Genomic DNA, 16661 nt, shown 5'->3' on the forward strand with positions numbered 1-16661 from the left:
CGTCCGACCAAGTGGTGGCCAGGGCGACCGAAACGTCGGACGCAGCGCGCGCCTTCGGGGTTGCGTCCGACCAAGTGGTGGCCAGGGCGACCGAAACGTCGGACGCAACGCGCGCCTTCAACAGCGGCAACGCGCCTCTGCAGCACTACCGATCGCGTACGCCTGACCATCCTCGTGCTCGCAGGACGGCACCGACCCGGGCCATCGCTTCGTCGGGCCGAGCCCTCAGCGTGAGCACCGAGAGCTCGATGACCGTCTCGCCACGCAGCTGCAGGTCGATCGCGCGGAAGTTGTCCTTGAGGATCTGTTCCACTCGTCCGTGGCCGATCCCGTTGACCTCGAGGGCCACGCCGTACCGATCCCACGAGACGTCGAGATAGCACCGCCCCTCGGGCGTGCGGGCCACCAGCTGCCGAGTGGGCTCCGGCAGTCCGTGTGATCGGCACAGCGCGGCGAAGTCGAGCTCGTTGAGCGACTGTGCGCCGTCGATCACATCGCCCAGTGCTGCTCGAAGAACGGCCGCGTACCGGTGACGCTTCACGCGGCTCAGCTCGACTGCGACATCGGCGGCTCGGGCGATGCGCTGCTGGACGGGCATGACCAAAGCGAGTACCGCCTGTCGGGGGGTGGACGCCCACAAAGCCGCCTGGATGGTGGCAACCGAAGACGTCGACCTGCGAATGCCCGCCGGCATCACGTCGACCTCGTTCCACCGCCGCGTCTCGTGGACGACGATCCCGTTGGTCCGAACGACCCTGGACGACTTGCGAACCCAGATGTGCATCCGCTCCTCGCAGTACCCCTCCAACCCTGCTGCGTGCAGCGCCGTGATCCCTCCCAGTGCGGCATCGGTCCCGCTCACCGCGACGGCGGACCACCATCGCGAAAGCTGTTCGTCGTCGTGGGCCAGGAGCACACCCCGGTATGGCACGCAAGACCAGCGCCCGCCGGCCACCTGCGCGCGCTGACGACCTCGCGAGACGCCGAGCTCGCGTAGCTGGGCTACCCGGACCAGGCCTCCCTGTATATCGGCGAGTTCGGACACGGCTGAGTCGCGTCGCCGCTGACTCGCTTCTTTTCGTTGACCCATGAGGGCGATCGTGCTGGTTCATCGAGAGCGGCGCGGGTGGCGTCGTCGGCGCTGTGGACTGTGGGACAAACGCGTTGTGGGATGTGGAAAACGACCGCGTCCGGCAAAGTGGTGGCCAGGACTACCGAAACGTCGGACGCAACGCACCGACCGTTGGGTTGCGTCCGACGAAGTGGCGGCCAGGGCTACCGAAACGTCGGACGCAACAGGCGCGCTCGTGGGGCCTCCGCGCGGAGACGTGGGCCTCAGCGCGACAGGTAGACGTACGTGTGGTGGGTCGTGAACCCCACCGAGCGGTACAGCGCGATGGCCGCGTCGTTGTCCTGCTCTACCTGGAGGAACATCGACGGCATCCGGTTGTCCCGGGCCAGGGCCGCCAGGGCCTGGACCAGGGTCCGTCCCGTGCCGCGGCCCCGCCGATCCGGGTCGACCCACAGTGCCTGGAGGCCGCCCCAGCCGGGGTGCACCGACATCCTGGCGACGGCGACGACGCGCCCACCCTTGGCGGTGACCGACGCGAACAGCTGGCCGGCCGAGCTCGTGAGCAGCTGCTCCGTCACGCCCGGCACGATCGTTCGCTGCCGCGCGTATGCCTCGAGCCAGGGCATCGTCAGGCTCGCGTCGACGGTCACGAGGACGGACGACTCCGTCAGCGCGGTCACGTCGGAGCTTGCGCCGGTCATGACGAGGGTGGGCAGCCGGACGGTGTAACCGCGGCTCATCAGCTGCGCGCCCAGCGCCCCCTCTGCGGCCTCGCCACCGGCCGGGAGGGGCAACTGCCACTTCGGGGGAAGATCGCGGGCAGCATACCAGCGCTCGGCCGAACTGATCGCGGCGTCGAGGGTGCCGCCTGGCTCACCCAGGGACAGAACCGAGTTGCCGCGGTGCGTGAACCCGCTGGACGCGCGCAGCAGCCAGCCTCCCTGCCACTCCTCCTCGACCGCGCGCCACCCGTCGGACATCACGCGTTCGAGGTCGGTGGCCCCGATCGCCTGGTGCGGCCGCCCGCGTCGGACTGGAGCGGGCGGCACCGCCTTGACGGCGACGAAGTCGGCCCGGGCGACCACCACCTCGCCTCTCACGGTGGCGACCGTCACCGAGATGTCGTCGAGCGCAACGACCGTGCCGACGACGTCGGTCAGCGGGGGATGCGACCCGGCGGGTCGGCGGTGTCGGACGACCACCCGCTGGCCCACCCGCAGCGGGTTGTCCGAAGCGACGTGGCGGCCGCGCGAAGGGCCGTAGCGGTCCGCCGGGCCGCCGGTCGGTGGGGTGCTCATCGACGCTCCAGGTGGGGTCGGGAAGGCGGGGGACGACGCCCGCCGAAGCGGCCCCGCCCGCCGCGGACAGCGACGAGTCGGCATACTAGGTGGTGACACCGATCGCCCGGCAGGAGGACCACCGTTCCATGACCTACGTCATCGCCCAACCGTGCGTCGACCTCAAGGACAAGGCGTGCATCGACGAGTGCCCGGTCGACTGCATCTACGAAGGTGAGCGCTCGCTCTACATCCACCCCGACGAGTGCGTCGACTGTGGTGCCTGCGAACCGGTCTGTCCTGTCGAGGCGATCTACTACGAGGACGACGTCCCCGAGCAGTGGGCCGACTACTACAAGGCCAACGTCGAGTTCTTCGACGACCTGGGCAGTCCCGGTGGAGCCGCAAAGATGGGCGTCATCGCCAAGGACCACCCGATCATCGAGGCGCTGCCGCCGCAGGAGCACGAGTGACCCGATGACCGTGCTCGTCAGGTGATCTCGGCCCTTCCTGACTTCCCCTGGGACTCGCTCGCGGCATACAAGCAGATCGCCTCGCGGCACCCGGGCGGGATCGTGGACCTCTCGGTCGGTACCCCGGTCGACCCCACTCCGCTCGTCGTCCAGGAGGCGCTCGCGGCTGCCTCCGACGCGCCCGGCTACCCCCAGACCTGGGGTACGCCGACGCTCCGTGAGGCTGTCGCCGCCTGGTTCGCCCGGCGGCGCGGGGTGCCCGACGTCGACCCGGACGGGGTGCTGCCGACGATCGGCAGCAAGGAGCTCGTGGCGTGGCTGCCGACGTTGCTGGGGCTGGGTTCCGGTGACGTGGTGGGCATTCCCGCGGTGGCGTACCCGACCTACGACGTCGGCGCACGCCTCGCCGGGGCGCGGCCGGTCGTGGTCGATGGGTTCGCGGCATACGGTCCGCAGACCACGGCCACCCGTCCTCGGCTGCTTTGGGTCAACAGCCCGAGCAACCCCACCGGTCAGGTGCTCGGTGTCGCGCACCTCGCCAAGGTGGTCGCCTGGGCACGCCAGAACGGCGTCGTGGTCGCGTCCGACGAGTGTTACGCCGAGCTCGGCTGGGACGGCGAACCCGTCCCAAGCATCCTCGACCCGCGCGTCTGCGGCGGGAGCCACGAAGGGCTGCTCGCGGTCTACTCGCTGTCCAAACAGTCCAACCTCGCGGGTTACCGGGCAGCGTTCGCCGCCGGCGACCCTGCCCTGGTGGCCCGCCTGCTCGAGGTCCGCAGGCACGCGGGGATGATCGTCCCCTGGCCGGTGCAGTGCGCGATGGTCGCGGCGCTGGGCGACGACGGGCACGTGGTCGAACAACGGACCCGGTATGCGTCGCGGCGCGAGATCCTGCGAGATGCGTTGCAGCGCGCGGGCTTTCGGATCGACCTGTCGAGTGCCGGTCTCTACCTGTGGGCGACGCAGGGGGATGGCTGTTGGGAGAGTCTTGCCTGGCTCGCCGACCGCGGTGTGCTCGTGGCTCCCGGTTCGTTCTACGGCGCCCGAGGGGAGCGCCACGTCCGGGTGGCCCTCACAGCGACCGACGAGCGCGTCGCGTCGGCGGCGCAGCGCTGGTGACGGACTCCACATACTGCGGATACCTACTCTGGGGTAGCGTCGGGTCCGCGTCTGGCACTGTCGAAGTCGCCGGGCACCAAGGAGGAAGCCACCGATGACCACCCACGTATCGCAGGCCAAGCTCACCGTCGACGACAAGAGCCTCGTCCTGCCGGCAGTCCCGGCGACCGACGGCAGCGACGCCCTGAGCGTGTCCGCGCTGCTCAAGGAGACCGGCACCGTCACCTACGACGCCGGGTTCGTCAACACCGCGTCTTGCAAGAGCGCGATCACCTATATCGACGGCGACGCCGGCATCCTGCGTTATCGCGGGTACCCCATCGACCAGCTCGCGGAGAAGTCCTCGTTCGTCGAGGTCGCCTACCTGCTGATCTACGGCTCGTTGCCGACCCAGACGGAGCTGGCCGACTTCGAGGACCGGATTCGTCGACACACGATGCTGAACGAGGACCTCAAGGCGTTCTTCTCCGGGTTCCCGCGCGACGCGCACCCGATGCCGGTGCTGTCCTCGGCCGTGTCGGCGCTGTCGACCTTCTACCAGGACAGCCTCGACCCGTTCAACAAGGAGCAGGTCGAGCTCTCGACGGTCCGGCTGCTGGCCAAGCTGCCGACCATCGCCGCATACGCGCACAAGAAGTCGGTGGGGCAGCCGTTCCTCTACCCCGACAACTCGCTGTCGCTCACCGAGAACTTCCTGCGGATGACGTTCGGCTTCCCGGCCGAGCCCTACGAGCTGGACCCGACCGTCGTCAAGGCCCTCGACCTGCTGCTCATCCTGCACGCCGACCACGAGCAGAACTGCTCGACGTCGACGGTCCGGATGGTCGGTAGCGCCCAGGCCAACATGTTTGCGTCGGTCTCCGCCGGGATCAACGCGCTGTTCGGACCGTTGCACGGCGGCGCCAACCAGGCCGTGCTCGAGATGCTCGAGAGCATCAACCGTGCCGACTACGACGTGGACACCTTTATGAAAAAGGTGAAGAACAAGGAGGACGGCGTACGCCTGATGGGCTTCGGGCACCGGGTCTACAAGAACTACGACCCGCGCGCCGCGATCATCAAGAAGACCGCCGACGAGATCCTCGCCAAGCTCGGCAGCGACGACGCACTCCTCGACATCGCCAAGCAGCTCGAGTCGATCGCCCTGTCCGACGACTACTTCATCGAACGCAAGCTCTACCCCAACGTGGACTTCTACACCGGCCTGATCTACAAGGCGATGGGTTTCCCGACCAAGATGTTCACGGTGCTCTTCGCCATCGGGCGGCTGCCGGGCTGGATCGCCCAGTGGCGCGAGATGATCGAGGACCCGGAGACCAAGATCGGCCGCCCACGGCAGGTCTACATCGGCGAGACCGAGCGCGACTACGTGGACCTCGGCCACCGCTGACGCTCGCCACCCGTCAGGGCTGGACGCCGCCGAGCCGGATCGTCACCGTCGTGGCGGTGCCGCCCGCCGACATCGGCGCGCCGGACGTCCAGGTCCCCGGATCGTCGAGCCGGGACCACACCCGGTCACCCACCTGAACCCGGTCGACGCCGTAGGAGTCGGCCCGCGCGACTGCCCACTGCGCGGCGCCCCAGGCCTGTTCTGCTGAGGCCGCGGTCACGGTGAGAACGGCTCCGTCGACGGTCGAGGCGATGCCGTACTGGTTGCTCAGGTCGGCGGCCACCGCCGCCGAGTCGGACCCGGACTCGATGGCCCCCGGGTCGCAGACGAGTCCGGCGGGGGAGTGTCCGCGCAGTGTCGAGGCCAGGATCCGCCCCTCCTGCTCGTGGTCGGCATACGCGAGGGGGTAGGCAGATCTCTGGACTGCCTGCGCGACCTTGGTGATCTCCATCGACTCGTAGCCCTCGATCTTCACCAGCGCGTCGTAGAACTTGTTGGTCGAGTAGACCGGGTCGAGGACCTGGTCGCGGGTGCCCCAGCCCATGCTCGGGCGCTGCTGGAAGAGTCCGACCGAGTCGCGGTCGCCGAAGGTCAGGTTGCGCAGCTTCGACTCCTGGATGGCCGTCGCGATGGCGATCGTCGCCGCCCGCGCCGGCAGGCCGCGCTTCTCCGAGACGGCCGCGATGAGCGCGGCGTTAGCGGTCTGCTCGGTGCTGAACCGCACGGTCGCGCCAGCCGCCGTGGCCGAGCACGTGGACCCGCTCGCGCTCCGGCCCAAGGCGTTCACCGCCCAATAACCGGCCGCGCCGACCCCGGCGACGACCGCGAGGATCACCGCAACGCCCACCCAGCCACCGCGTCGGCGGCGACGGCGCGGCTGCCGTTCAGGGGAAGCAGGTTTGGGCACGGGAACGTCGGAGGGCAGGTTCCCGCGGTCCTCAGACGTTCGCATGGAGAGCGTCGTTCAAGGTAATCCCCGCGCCCGACCGGTCGCGCACCTCGACGGTCCCCGTGACCGAGTTGCGGATGAAGAGCAGGTTGTCGCGCCCGGACAGCTCCTTGGCCTTGGCCACCGAACCGTCCGGGAGGGTGACCTTGGTGCCCGCCGTGACGTAGAGACCCGCCTCGACGACACAGTCGTCGCCCAGCGCGATCCCGAGACCCGACTGGGCCCCGAGCAGACAGCGCTTGCCGACGCGGACCCGATCGGTCCCGCCTCCGGACAGCGTGCCCATGATGGACGCGCCACCGCCGATGTCGGAGCCGTCGTCGACGACCACGCCCTGCACGATCCGGCCCTCGACCATCGAGGCGCCGAGGGTTCCCGCGTTGTAGTTGCAGAAACCCTCGTGCATGACCGTAGTCCCGGGCGCGAGATGGGCGCCCAGCCGGACGCGAGCGGCGTCGGCGATCCGCACCCCGCTCGGCACCACGTAGTCGGTCATCCGCGGGAACTTGTCGACCGAGAGCACCTGGACCGGACCCCGACGGCGCAGCCGCATCCGGGTCTGCTCGAACCCCTCGACCGCACACGGCCCGACGTTGGTCCACACCACGTTGGGGAGCACGCCGAAAATCCCGTCGAGGTTGATCGTGTTGGGCTGCACGAGACGGTGCGAGAGCAGGTGCAGGCGCAGGTATGCGTCGACCGCACTCTGGGGCGCGGTGTCCAGGTCGATCTCGACGGTCACGGTCACGACGCGAACCCCTCGGTCGTCGTCGCGGGACTCCATCGCTCTCAGCTCTGCGGGCATCAGCCCACGGCCACCACCGGCGTCGTCAGTGCCGAGCCGCGGCTCGGGGAACCAGGCGTCCAGGACCCGAGCGGCGGCCCCGGGAGGGACACCGACGACCTGCTCCGTGGCCAGACCATGGCCCCAGGCGTGGCGCGGTCCCTCGGATGTCATGCCGGAAAGACTAACGGCGAGCGTCGAAGGTTCCGGCCCATCGGTAACCCCCTTGAGCGACCTCGGCGCATGCTCGCACCCCGGTAACCTGCGCTCATGCCACACCTCGACCTGGATCTCGACGTCGTCTCCCTGACCGCGGCCCTGTGCGACATCCCCTCGGTCAGCAGGGACGAGGACGCCGTGGCGACGGCGATCGAGGACGCCCTGGCGACCCTCACCCACCTCACGGTGACCCGGCACGGCAACACCGTGGTCGCCCGGACCGAGCTCGGGCGCGCCACGCGGGTCGTCCTCGCCGGTCACATCGACACCGTCCCGCTGACCGAGCCGCCCAACCTGCCGACGACGCGGACCACCCGAACGACTGTGGAGCCTGCGGAGCTGGTGGGGCGCGGCACCGTCGACATGAAGGGCGGGGTCGCCGTACAGCTGCGGTTGGCCCGACAAGTGACCGACCCGCACGTCGACCTCACCTATGTCTTCTACGAGGGTGAGGAGATCGACGGCGAGTTCAACGGGCTGGCCCACCTCGCCGCCGACCACCCCGACCTGATCGCCGGCGACTTCGCGGTGCTGCTCGAACCGACGAACGGCTCCATCGAGGGCGGCTGCAAGGGCACGCTGCGTGCCGACATCGCCCTGTTAGGTCTCGCCGCCCACTCGGCTCGGCCCTGGAACGGGCACAACGCGATCCACGACGCTGCCGTGGTTCTCGACCGCCTCGTCGCCCACCAGGCGCAGACGGTCACGGTCGACGGGCTCGAGTACCACGAGGCGCTGCAGGCGGTCGGCATCAGCGGAGGGATCGCGGGCAACGTCATCCCCGACCGGTGCGTCGTGACGGTGAACTACCGGTATGCGCCCGACAAGTCGGGTGCCGACGCCGTCGCCTACGTCCGCGGCGTCTTCGACGGGTTCGACGTGCAGGTGCAGGACAACGCGCCCGGCGCCCGGCCGGGTTTGGACCTGCCCGCGGCCAAGGCGTTCGTCGAGGCGCTTGGCGTCCCAGTCGGTCCCAAGGAGGGCTGGACCGACGTGGCCCGGTTCTCGGCCCTGGGTGTCCCGGCTGTGAACTTCGGTCCCGGCGACCCGAACCGGGCCCACGCCGACGACGAACGTGCCCCTCTACAGCAGTTCGTCGACGCCGAGCGGGCGATGCTGCGGTGGCTCGCGTGAGCGAACCAGCCGAGCCCAGCGAGCCGGACGACCGGCGCGAGCGGCAGACGGGCCCGGTCACCCTGCGCGGCGACCAGGTCCCCGCGACCACGACCGACCAGCGGCTGCTGGACAGTCGCCCGACGGGCCACGGCGCCGACTGGTTGCACACCGATCCCTGGCGGGTGCTGCGCATCCAGTCGGAGTTCGTCGAGGGTTTTGGCGCCCTTGCCGAGCTGGGGCCGGCCGTCAGCGTCTTCGGCTCCGCGCGGACGCGACCCGGCGATCCGGCATACGAGCTCGGGGTGCAGGTCGGTCGAGCTCTGGTAGAGGCGGGGTATGCCGTCATCACCGGCGGCGGTCCAGGCTCGATGGAGGCGGCGAACCGCGGCGCGCACGAGGCGGGCGGGACGTCCGTCGGGCTCGGGATCGAGCTGCCCTACGAGACCGGGCTCAATGAGTACGTCGACCTCGGCGTCAACTTTCGCTATTTCTTCGCCCGCAAGACGATGTTCGTGAAGTACGCCCAGGGTTTCATCGTGCTGCCCGGTGGGTTCGGCACGCTGGACGAGCTGTTCGAGGCGCTCACCCTGGTGCAGACCCGCAAGGTGACGTCCTTCCCCGTCGTCCTGATGGGAACGGCCTACTGGGGTGGGCTGGTCGACTGGCTTCGGTCATCCGCCCTCAGCCACGGCACCATCAGCCCGGCGGACGTGGAGCTGGTGCACGTCACCGACGACGTCGCCGACGCGGTCCGCACCGTGTCGACCTGGGACGACCAGGTCCGGCCATGGAACCCAGCACGGCGTGGGACCATCGACCGGTGATCTGGCTCGCCCTACTCGTCGCTGTGGTTCTGGTCGTGCTCACCGTCGCTGCCGTGCTCGGCCGCGTCGACGGGTCGCTCGCCGACGCCACGTCGACCATGAGTCATGTCCCGCTTCCCGATGATCCGTTGACCGTCGCCGACATCGAGGGACTGCGGTTCGACACCGCGTTCCGCGGCTATCGGATGAGCGAGGTGGACGTGGTCATCGACCGGTTGCGCCGAGAGATCAGCGATCTGTCGGCGTCGCCCGACCGGGTCCGACAGCTGGTCGCCCCACCCCTGCCCGAACCCACACAGGACTGACCGAGATGTCTGCCGTCCAGATCGAGCGAACCGTCCCGACGCCCGTCGACCGCGTATGGGCGACGCTCACCGACTTCGCCGCATACGGGGACTGGATCCCCCTCACGGCCATGCGGGTCGACGCCGCGCCGAAGCGGGTGGGGTGGGGGTTCGCCGGCAAGACCGGCCTCGGCCCGGTCGGGTTTCTCGACTCCATGCTGGTCACCCGCTGGCAACCGCCCGCCGACGGTGGCCTCGGGCGGTTCGCCGTGCGCAAGACCGGCCGGGTGCTGCGCGGCTGGGCCGACGTCACAGTCGAACCCGTCGCCAGCCTGACCCGGGTGACCTGGCGCGAGGAGATCGTGCCCCGACCCGAGCTCGTGGGCCGGATGGTCGCGCGCGTGACGGACCCCGTGACCCACCGGCTGTTCGCGGCCGCGCTGGACAAGATGCTCGTCGCGGCGGCGGACCCGCGGGCTGTATGAGCGACGGCCTCGTCGTCGGAGCCGACGGGTTGGCCCGGTGCGCGTGGGCGGGCTCCACGGCGGACTACCTCGTCTACCACGACGAGGAGTGGGGCCTTCCGGTCCATGGAGAGTCGGCGCTGTTCGAACGGTTCACTCTCGAGGCGTTCCAGTCGGGGCTGTCCTGGCTGACCATCCTGCGCAAGCGGGACGGGTTCCGGGCCGCCTTCTCGGGCTTCGGTGCGGACGAGGTCGCAGCCTTCGACGACAGTGACCGGGCGCGGCTGATGGCCGACGTCGCCATCGTGCGCAACTCCCGCAAGATCGACGCTGCGATCGGCAACGCCCGGGTCGTCGTCACCCTGCGCGACTCTGGCGGCCTCGACGCGCTCGTATGGTCGTTTGCTCCTGCGACGCATACCCCTCCGTGTGTCCTCGGAGACGTCCGGGCCACGAGCCCCGAGTCCGTCGCGCTCGCCGCCCGGCTCAAGCGGGAGGGTCTCGTCTTCGTCGGGCCGACGACCGCGTATGCAGCGATGCAGGCCTGCGGGCTGGTCGACGACCATCTCGCAGGATGCCACCGATCCAGCGTCCGGACGCCGGCGTGACCGAGATCCGGGAAGAGCGCGACGTCGAGCCGACCAGCCCCCTCGGCGTCCTGGGGCTCCAGCGCCTCGGAGGGTTCCTGCCCCGCCTGCTGCTGGCCTACGCCGCGTGTCGGGTGGTCAGTGGGGTGATCCTCGCGATCGTCGCCACCCGGCAGGTTCCGACCGGGTGGACCGGCCCCGTCGTCAGCTACCTGACCTTCACCGCGCAGTGGGACGGGCAGTGGTACCAACAGATCGCACTCGGCGGCTACCCGCATCGGCTGCCGGTCGACGGCGCCGGTCTGGTGCAGCAGAACGCCTGGGCGTTCTACCCGCTCTTCCCGCTGCTCAGCAGGGCGCTGATGGACCTCACCGGGCTCGACTTCTACGTCGTCGGTTCGACGGTGTCGCTGGTCGCCGGGTTCGTCGCCGCGGGGGCGATGGGGCTGCTGCTCCGACCGCGGCTCGGGGACCGCGCCACCCTCGCCGTCGTCGTCCTCTGGGCGAGCATGCCGGCGGCGGTCGTGCTCCAGGTGGGTTACACCGAGGCCCTGGCGATGGCCTTGCTGACCCTGTTCCTGCTTGCCCTGAGCAAGCGCAGCTGGTTGACCGCGACCGGGCTGGCGCTCCTGCTCGGGCTCGCCCGGCCGATCGCCGTTCCCCTGGCCGCGGTCACGCTCGTCGCCATCTGGCAGCGGTGGCACCGGCGTCGCGACGAGCCGATCGAGCGCAGTGAGGCCCTCAGCGCGCTGGCGGCGCTCGCCGGCTGCGGTGTCTCCGGGATCCTCTGGCCGGCGATCGCGGGGCTGTCCACGGGCCGGGCCGATGCCTACACGGCGACCATGTCGACGTGGCGCGGTAGCCGGGAGATCGTCCCGTTCACACCCTGGTTGGACATGTCGCGGTACTACTTCGGTGCCACCTGGGGCCCGGTGTGGCTGGTCACCCTGTTCGTCCTCATCGCGATGCTCGCCCTCGGTCCGTGGGCGGCTCGGCTCGGCGCCCAGCTGCGCACCTGGTCGCTGGCCTACCCGGCATACCTGCTCGTCGTGCTCGACCCCTTTACCTCGATCTTCCGTTACCTCATCCCGCTGTTCCCGCTCGGTGCCGTGCTCATCGGCGTGGGCGGACATCCGAGATGGTCCGGCTGGCAGCAGTGGGCGCGGGTCCGGTTCTGGGTGCTGCTCGGGGCGTTCGTGATCGGGCAGTGGTACTGGGTCGACGTCCTCTGGCGGTTCGTGCCGCCGAGCGACTACCCGCCTTAACCGACGTCAGCGGCCGGCAAACCGGGGGCGCTCCTTGGCGAGGAACGCGTGGACGGCGGCGCGGTGGTCCTCGCTGGCGCCGGTGGACGTCATCAGCTCGGCCTCGAAGGCCAGCGCGCTCGCGAGCCCGGACCCGGAGCCGTGGGCGACAGCGCGCCGGATCGCGCCGTAGGCCAGCGTGGGACCTGAGGCCAGCGTGCTTGCCAGCTCGGTGACGGCCGCCTCGAACTCCTGCGCCGGCACCACCCGGCTCACCAGCCCGAGGGCGAGACACTCGTCGGCCGGGACCGTCCGGGGCATGAGCAGCAGCTCCTTTGCCCGGGCCGTGCCGATGAGCCGGGGCAGCGTCCACGAGGAACCAGAGTCACAGGAGAGCGCGATGCCCGCGAAGGCGAGGTTGATCCCGGCCCCCGCCACCATCACCCGCAGGTCGGCTGCGAACGCGAACGAGGCGCCGGCGCCTGCGGTGACCCCGTTGAGCGCGGCGATCACCGGCTTGTCCATGGTAGCCAGCAGCGTGACAATCGGGTTGTAGTGCTCGACGACGGTCCGGCCGAGCCGCTCGTCGCCTCGCTGGAGCCCTGCTACGTGCTCCTTCAGGTCCTGCCCCACGCAGAAGGCGCGACCGCGGCCGGTCAGCACGACGCAGCGCACGTCCACGTCCTGCGCGACCTTTTGCAGAGCGGCAAGCAGCTGCTCCTTGAGCGCGAGATCGAGCGCGTTCATCGCCTCCGGGCGGTCGAGTGTCAGCGTGGCAACCCCGTGCTCCACGACGACGTCCAGCACGCCCCCGCTGGCGTCGGTGCCCTGGTCCGTCTGCGTCGACATCACGGCTCTCTTTCGCTGGTCTGCGTCGGTGGATGGTGCCCATCGTGCCCGACCGACGATTTCCCCTCGCCTCCCGGGGCAGGTGATAATGGTCTCCAACACTCGTCTGTCCCGCCGGTCGTCGGGGAAGCCCGGCCCGAGCGCGGATGTCCAAGGAAGGGAAACCATGGCGGCTATGAAGCCCAGGACGGGAGACGGACCTCTGGAGGTGACGAAGGAGGGTCGGGGGATCGTTCTTCGGATGCCACTGGAGGGCGGTGGCCGCCTGGTCGTCGAGATGACGCCGGCCGAGGCTGCCAACCTGCGCGACGCCATCGCGGGGTGTGCCGGGGTCTCCTGACCCGCGCCAGACAACCTCATAGCGACGCCCCCGGCCCACTCGGCCGGGGGCGTTTCGCCTCCCGGGCCGTGGCCTTTCGCCGGCCTCGGGTCAGCGCTTGACGCAGACCAGTAACCCATCGCCGACGGGCAGCAACGTCGTAAGGAACCGCTCGTCGTCGCGCAGGCTCTTGCCCAGGTCGCGAAGCACCCGCGTGACGTCGTCCCGCGCCGCGGGGTCGGCCACCTTGTCGTGCCAGAGCATGTTGTCCACGGCCATCGCCCCACCGGGCCGCAGTAGCCGGGTGGCCTCCTCGACGTAGGCGGGGTACTCGCTCTTGTCACCGTCGACGAGGACGATGTCGTAGGCGCCGTCGGTCATCCGGCCGAGAACGTCCAGACCCCGTCCGGTGATCACCCGGGTCCGCTGGTGGGTGACGCCGGCTGCGGAGTATGCCTCCCTGGCGGCGCGCTGGTGCTCGGCCTCGAGGTCGATGGTCGTCAGGATGCCGTCGGACGGCATACCGGCGAGCAGCCAGAGCCCGGAAACCCCGGCTCCAGTGCCGACCTCGACCACCGCCTTGGCCGCGAGCGTGGCAGCGAGCATGCGCAGGGCTGCGCCGGTGCCGACGCCGACCGGCGTACAACCGAGCTCCTGGCCACGGCGGCGGGCCGACTCGATGACCTCGCCCTCGGTCACGAAGTCCTCGGCGTAGCCCCAGCTCGCGGCCTTCTGTGCGCTCATGACCTCGACCCTACCGGCGGTCGCGTCGGGGGTCCGGTCAGGGAAATATCAGGGGGTCCCCCGATGGTTACCGTAGTGACAGCACGGGCACAGTAAACTCATCAACTCCTCGGGAACTCTGGGGTTGACCGGTTCGTCATCGAATCGGGATCCTCTCGAAAGGCCTACCTCGTGACCGACACCCTGACCGCTGGCAGTGCGGTCCATCAGGATGCGGCCCCTTCCACCGACGCCTGGACCCCGCCGTCCTGGGAAGAGATCGTCACCCAGCACTCCGCTCGGGTCTACCGGCTTGCCTACCGTCTGACGGGCAACCCGCACGACGCGGAGGACTTGACCCACGACGTGTTCATCCGCGTCTTCCGGTCGCTCAGCTCCTACACGCCGGGCACCTTCGAGGGCTGGCTGCACCGGATCACCACCAACGTCTTCCTCGACAAGATGCGTCGCAAGCAGCGGATCCGCTTCGACGCGTTGCCCGAGGACGCGGCCGGCCGGATGGCCAGTGGTGAGGCAGGGCCGGCCCAGACCTACGACGACACCCATTTCGACGATGACGTCCAGCGTGCGCTGGACGCGCTTCCGCCTGACTTCCGGGCCGCGGTCGTCCTGTGCGACATCGAGGGACTGTCGTACGAGGAGATCGCGACGACGCTAGGTATCAAGCTCGGCACGGTGCGGTCCCGGATCCACCGCGGGCGCGCCCTGCTGCGCGAGGCGTTGGCTCACCGGGCGCCGGTGGCTGCCCCGACAAACCAGGCCCCGGCGACCTCGCGGCCGTCCCGTCCGACCATCCGCCGACCGGCCGGCGCGTTCTCGGGGTTCACGGGAGCGCAGTGACGAGACACCTGGGTCTGCAGGTCAGCGCGTACGTCGACCGATGTCTCGACGCGCAGACCCTGCATGCCTTCGACCGGCACCTGGTGGCCTGTCAGGTATGCCGGTATGCCGCACAGGAGGAGTCGCGTCTCCTGGAGTCGCTGCGCACGGGATGTACCCCCGCAGTGTCGTCTGACCTGCGGCTGACCCTGCTGGCGCTCGCTCACCCGGCACCGGCCGAGATGCGGGTACCGTCTACCGGTGGAATAGCCGGACCCCCACCCATACCGGTGCCCGCCATACCCGTGCGCCACCTGAGGGTGCCGACCGTGGCCCCCGCCGCTCCCGCGATGCACCGGTCGCCGCGACGTGCGGCGATGGTCGCGGGCCTCGCCGCGGGGGCTTCTGCTGCGGCAGCCATCGGCCTAGCCGTCGTGGGGCCGGGGACGAGCGCGGCGTCGCCGCTGCGCCAGCCGGTCACCCGCATCCCCGTCTCGACGAGCCTGACCGCCTTGACGGCATCCTTCTCGGCCTCCTCGACCAGTGCCCTCACGGCGAGCTCGCGTGACCTGCTGCGCGACGCGGTGGAGCACCGCGGTCGATGAGCGAGACTCCACCGTCCCCGGGCTCCGGGGGCCAGCACCCCTTGCCGCCCGCCTGGCACGAGTTCGGCGTACCGCACGGTGGTGCACCGGAGCCGCCGGCCTACACGCCGGCGATGCGCGAGCGGACTCAGATGGGATCCCTGGTGACCGAGACGGCAACCCCTGCGGACACCGGCGTCGAGCAGACCCAGCAGATCCCGACGCAACAGACCGAGCAGATCCCTTGGTGGGGCGCGCCCCAGGCCGAGCCAGCGGCACCCGCTCCAGCTGCGGTAGCAGACCTGCTTGCGCACCCGGCCCCGACGGGGGAGCCCTACGCGCATCCGTGGGCCTCGGACCATGTTCCTGGCGCCGTGGGCGCCGTGGGCGCCGTGGGTGCTGGCGCCCGTCGGCTCGCCGGGCTCGCGGGGCTGGCTCTGGTCGCGGCGCTGCTCGGCGGCGGGGTCGTCCTCGCGGGCCAGCAGCTGCTCGATCGCGGCACCAGCCTCGGCTCCGCCGTGCCGGCTCCCGGCCCGGGGTCGACCTCAAGACCGGACGGCAGCATCGCCAAGATCGCCGCCGACGCCCTCCCGAGCGTCGTGACCATCCGGATCAAGACCTCGCAGGGTGAGGGGACCGGGTCAGGTTTTGTCATCGACAAGCAGGGTCACATTCTCACGAACAACCACGTCGTGGCCGCTGCCGGCGGGTCTAGCCAGATCAGCGTGGAGCTCAACAACGGCACGACGATCCCGGCGACCGTCGCGGGTGCGGACACGTCCTACGACCTCGCGGTCCTCAAGGTCGCCTCGACGGACATCCCCCCGCTCGAGTTCGGGGCCTCCAAGGACGTCGTCGTGGGTGACGGTGTCATCGCCGTGGGTGCCCCACTCGGGCTCGACGCCACGGTCACCAGCGGCATCGTCTCCGCCCTCAACCGTCCCGTCACCCCCGGCGACAGCAACGACCAGTCCTACATCAACGCGATCCAGACCGACGCCGCGATCAACCCCGGCAACTCCGGGGGGCCGCTACTCGACATGAACGGTCGCGTCATCGGCATCAACTCCGCCATCGCCCGGATCCCGGGCTCCGACTCCACCACCGGCGGCAGCATCGGCGTCGGCTTCGCGATCCCGAGTGACCAGGCGGCCAAGACCGCCCAGCAGCTGATCACCACAGGCAAGGCGGAGCACCCGGCGCTCGGGGTCCGGGTGGACCGGTCCTACGACGGCGACGGCGCCAAGCTCGCCACCGGGGGCGTCCAGGCCGGCAGCGCCGCCGACCAGGCCGGGCTCAAGGACGGCGACATCATCACCGAGTTCGAGGGCAAGAAGGTCACGGACGCCAACGCCCTGATCGTCGCGATCCGCGCGCGCAACGTCGGTGACACCGTCACGATGACGGTCCAGCGCGGTACCCAGACAGTCAACGCCAAGATGACCCTGCAGGCATCCAGCAGCTGACCGGTTCCGAATAGCATCTGGCTGACAGGGTCCGGTCTCGCCGGCAGACCAGACAGCAACCAGGCGCGAGGAGGCGAC

At 70.1% G+C, this 16661-nt stretch carries 19 protein-coding genes; 13 read left to right on the forward strand and 6 right to left on the reverse strand.

The window, feature by feature from the left end:
- Window positions 1-145: 145 nt before the first annotated feature.
- Together ABI385_RS13260 and ABI385_RS13265 are read right to left on the reverse strand one after the other, a co-directional pair.
- A complete protein-coding gene (locus tag ABI385_RS13260) occupies window positions 146-1045 on the reverse strand; it encodes a hypothetical protein (RefSeq protein WP_348104222.1) in 900 nt (299 codons plus the stop codon).
- Between the two features lie 290 nt (window positions 1046-1335).
- A complete protein-coding gene (locus ABI385_RS13265; RefSeq protein WP_348104223.1) occupies window positions 1336-2370 on the reverse strand; it encodes a GNAT family N-acetyltransferase in 1035 nt (344 codons plus the stop codon).
- Window positions 2371-2498: 128 nt separating this feature from the next.
- On the opposite strand from ABI385_RS13265, the gene fdxA reads away from it, so the two are divergent.
- The 3 genes from fdxA to ABI385_RS13280 all read left to right on the forward strand — a co-directional run bounded on the left by fdxA (window position 2499) and on the right by ABI385_RS13280 (window position 5331).
- Window positions 2499-2822: a ferredoxin gene (gene fdxA / locus ABI385_RS13270; protein ID WP_348104224.1), complete on the forward strand. Its 324-nt coding sequence runs from the start codon at window positions 2499-2501 to the stop codon at window positions 2820-2822.
- 21 nt (window positions 2823-2843) lie between these two features.
- Window positions 2844-3941: a succinyldiaminopimelate transaminase gene (gene dapC, locus ABI385_RS13275; RefSeq protein ID WP_348104225.1), complete on the forward strand. Its 1098-nt coding sequence runs from the start codon at window positions 2844-2846 to the stop codon at window positions 3939-3941.
- 94 nt (window positions 3942-4035) lie between these two features.
- Complete coding sequence (locus ABI385_RS13280; RefSeq protein WP_348104226.1) at window positions 4036-5331, forward strand: citrate synthase; 1296 nt, start codon at window positions 4036-4038, stop codon at window positions 5329-5331.
- Window positions 5332-5344: 13 nt separating this feature from the next.
- Here the strand turns inward: ABI385_RS13280 and ABI385_RS13285 are convergent, their stop codons facing one another.
- Window positions 5345-6178: a hypothetical protein gene (locus ABI385_RS13285; RefSeq protein ID WP_348104227.1), complete on the reverse strand. Its 834-nt coding sequence runs from the start codon at window positions 6176-6178 to the stop codon at window positions 5345-5347.
- A gap of 91 nt (window positions 6179-6269) precedes the next feature.
- On the reverse strand, window positions 6270-7238 hold the full coding sequence (gene dapD, locus ABI385_RS13290) for a 2,3,4,5-tetrahydropyridine-2,6-dicarboxylate N-succinyltransferase (RefSeq protein WP_348104228.1): 969 nt from the start codon (window positions 7236-7238) through the stop codon (window positions 6270-6272).
- A 96-nt stretch (window positions 7239-7334) separates the two neighbouring features.
- On the opposite strand from dapD, the gene dapE reads away from it, so the two are divergent.
- Genes dapE through ABI385_RS13320 form a run of 6 tightly spaced genes read left to right on the forward strand, consistent with a single transcriptional unit; the run spans window position 7335 to window position 11823 of the window.
- A complete protein-coding gene (dapE, locus tag ABI385_RS13295) occupies window positions 7335-8417 on the forward strand; it encodes a succinyl-diaminopimelate desuccinylase (RefSeq protein WP_348104229.1) in 1083 nt (360 codons plus the stop codon).
- On the forward strand, window positions 8414-9223 hold the full coding sequence (locus ABI385_RS13300) for a TIGR00730 family Rossman fold protein (protein WP_348104230.1): 810 nt from the start codon (window positions 8414-8416) through the stop codon (window positions 9221-9223). Before dapE ends, ABI385_RS13300 begins: the two co-directional genes overlap by 4 nt.
- Complete coding sequence (locus tag ABI385_RS13305) at window positions 9220-9528, forward strand: DivIVA domain-containing protein (RefSeq protein ID WP_348104231.1); 309 nt, start codon at window positions 9220-9222, stop codon at window positions 9526-9528. Before ABI385_RS13300 ends, ABI385_RS13305 begins: the two co-directional genes overlap by 4 nt.
- 5 nt (window positions 9529-9533) lie before the next feature.
- A complete protein-coding gene (locus ABI385_RS13310; RefSeq protein WP_348104232.1) occupies window positions 9534-9992 on the forward strand; it encodes an SRPBCC family protein in 459 nt (152 codons plus the stop codon).
- Window positions 9989-10579, forward strand: coding sequence for a DNA-3-methyladenine glycosylase I (locus ABI385_RS13315; protein WP_348104233.1), 591 nt, complete (start codon window positions 9989-9991; stop codon window positions 10577-10579). Before ABI385_RS13310 ends, ABI385_RS13315 begins: the two co-directional genes overlap by 4 nt.
- The gene (locus ABI385_RS13320) at window positions 10546-11823 is read left to right on the forward strand and encodes a hypothetical protein (RefSeq protein WP_348104234.1); all 1278 of its coding nucleotides are present in this window, start codon (window positions 10546-10548) and stop codon (window positions 11821-11823) included. The genes ABI385_RS13315 and ABI385_RS13320 overlap by 34 nt, the downstream gene beginning before the upstream one ends.
- A 6-nt stretch (window positions 11824-11829) precedes the next feature.
- Here ABI385_RS13320 and ABI385_RS13325 read toward each other — a convergent pair whose 3' ends face one another.
- Window positions 11830-12651: an enoyl-CoA hydratase-related protein gene (locus tag ABI385_RS13325; RefSeq protein ID WP_348104235.1), complete on the reverse strand. Its 822-nt coding sequence runs from the start codon at window positions 12649-12651 to the stop codon at window positions 11830-11832.
- 166 nt (window positions 12652-12817) lie between these two features.
- Here ABI385_RS13325 and ABI385_RS13330 point away from each other — a divergent pair, with 166 nt between their 5' ends.
- A complete protein-coding gene (locus tag ABI385_RS13330; RefSeq protein WP_348104236.1) occupies window positions 12818-12991 on the forward strand; it encodes a DUF3117 domain-containing protein in 174 nt (57 codons plus the stop codon).
- 90 nt (window positions 12992-13081) lie between these two features.
- Here ABI385_RS13330 and ABI385_RS13335 read toward each other — a convergent pair whose 3' ends face one another.
- The gene (locus ABI385_RS13335) at window positions 13082-13714 is read right to left on the reverse strand and encodes an O-methyltransferase (RefSeq protein WP_348104237.1); all 633 of its coding nucleotides are present in this window, start codon (window positions 13712-13714) and stop codon (window positions 13082-13084) included.
- 171 nt (window positions 13715-13885) lie between these two features.
- On the opposite strand from ABI385_RS13335, the gene sigE reads away from it, so the two are divergent.
- The 3 genes from sigE to ABI385_RS13350 are packed head-to-tail and all read left to right on the forward strand — an operon-like array spanning window position 13886 to window position 16583.
- Entirely contained in the window at window positions 13886-14554 is a 669-nt protein-coding gene (gene sigE, locus ABI385_RS13340) for an RNA polymerase sigma factor SigE (RefSeq protein WP_407068276.1), read from the forward strand.
- Window positions 14551-15138, forward strand: coding sequence for a zf-HC2 domain-containing protein (locus ABI385_RS13345; protein ID WP_348104238.1), 588 nt, complete (start codon window positions 14551-14553; stop codon window positions 15136-15138). The genes sigE and ABI385_RS13345 overlap by 4 nt, the downstream gene beginning before the upstream one ends.
- Window positions 15135-16583 (forward strand): trypsin-like peptidase domain-containing protein, encoded by a 1449-nt coding sequence (locus tag ABI385_RS13350; protein WP_348104239.1) that lies wholly within the window; start codon window positions 15135-15137, stop codon window positions 16581-16583. Before ABI385_RS13345 ends, ABI385_RS13350 begins: the two co-directional genes overlap by 4 nt.
- Window positions 16584-16661 lie beyond the last annotated feature (78 nt).

This window comes from Lapillicoccus sp. (assembly GCF_039935575.1).
GTDB lineage: Bacteria > Actinomycetota > Actinomycetes > Actinomycetales > Dermatophilaceae > Lapillicoccus.

Excerpts from the sequence above, each read along its gene's own strand:
- dapE (WP_348104229.1), top strand. The coding sequence starts at position 7,335 with ATGCCACACCTCGACCTGGATCTCGACGTCGTCTCCCTGACCGCGGCC.
- ABI385_RS13350 (WP_348104239.1), top strand. The coding sequence starts at position 15,135 with ATGAGCGAGACTCCACCGTCCCCGGGCTCCGGGGGCCAGCACCCCTTG.
- ABI385_RS13325 (WP_348104235.1), bottom strand. The coding sequence starts at position 12,651 with ATGTCGACGCAGACGGACCAGGGCACCGACGCCAGCGGGGGCGTGCTG.
- ABI385_RS13265 (WP_348104223.1), bottom strand. The coding sequence starts at position 2,370 with ATGAGCACCCCACCGACCGGCGGCCCGGCGGACCGCTACGGCCCTTCG.
- ABI385_RS13310 (WP_348104232.1), top strand. The coding sequence starts at position 9,534 with ATGTCTGCCGTCCAGATCGAGCGAACCGTCCCGACGCCCGTCGACCGC.
- ABI385_RS13330 (WP_348104236.1), top strand. The coding sequence starts at position 12,818 with ATGGCGGCTATGAAGCCCAGGACGGGAGACGGACCTCTGGAGGTGACG.
- dapD (WP_348104228.1), bottom strand. The coding sequence starts at position 7,238 with ATGACATCCGAGGGACCGCGCCACGCCTGGGGCCATGGTCTGGCCACG.
- ABI385_RS13335 (WP_348104237.1), bottom strand. The coding sequence starts at position 13,714 with ATGAGCGCACAGAAGGCCGCGAGCTGGGGCTACGCCGAGGACTTCGTG.
- ABI385_RS13320 (WP_348104234.1), top strand. The coding sequence starts at position 10,546 with ATGCCACCGATCCAGCGTCCGGACGCCGGCGTGACCGAGATCCGGGAA.
- ABI385_RS13280 (WP_348104226.1), top strand. The coding sequence starts at position 4,036 with ATGACCACCCACGTATCGCAGGCCAAGCTCACCGTCGACGACAAGAGC.
- fdxA (WP_348104224.1), top strand. The coding sequence starts at position 2,499 with ATGACCTACGTCATCGCCCAACCGTGCGTCGACCTCAAGGACAAGGCG.
- ABI385_RS13315 (WP_348104233.1), top strand. The coding sequence starts at position 9,989 with ATGAGCGACGGCCTCGTCGTCGGAGCCGACGGGTTGGCCCGGTGCGCG.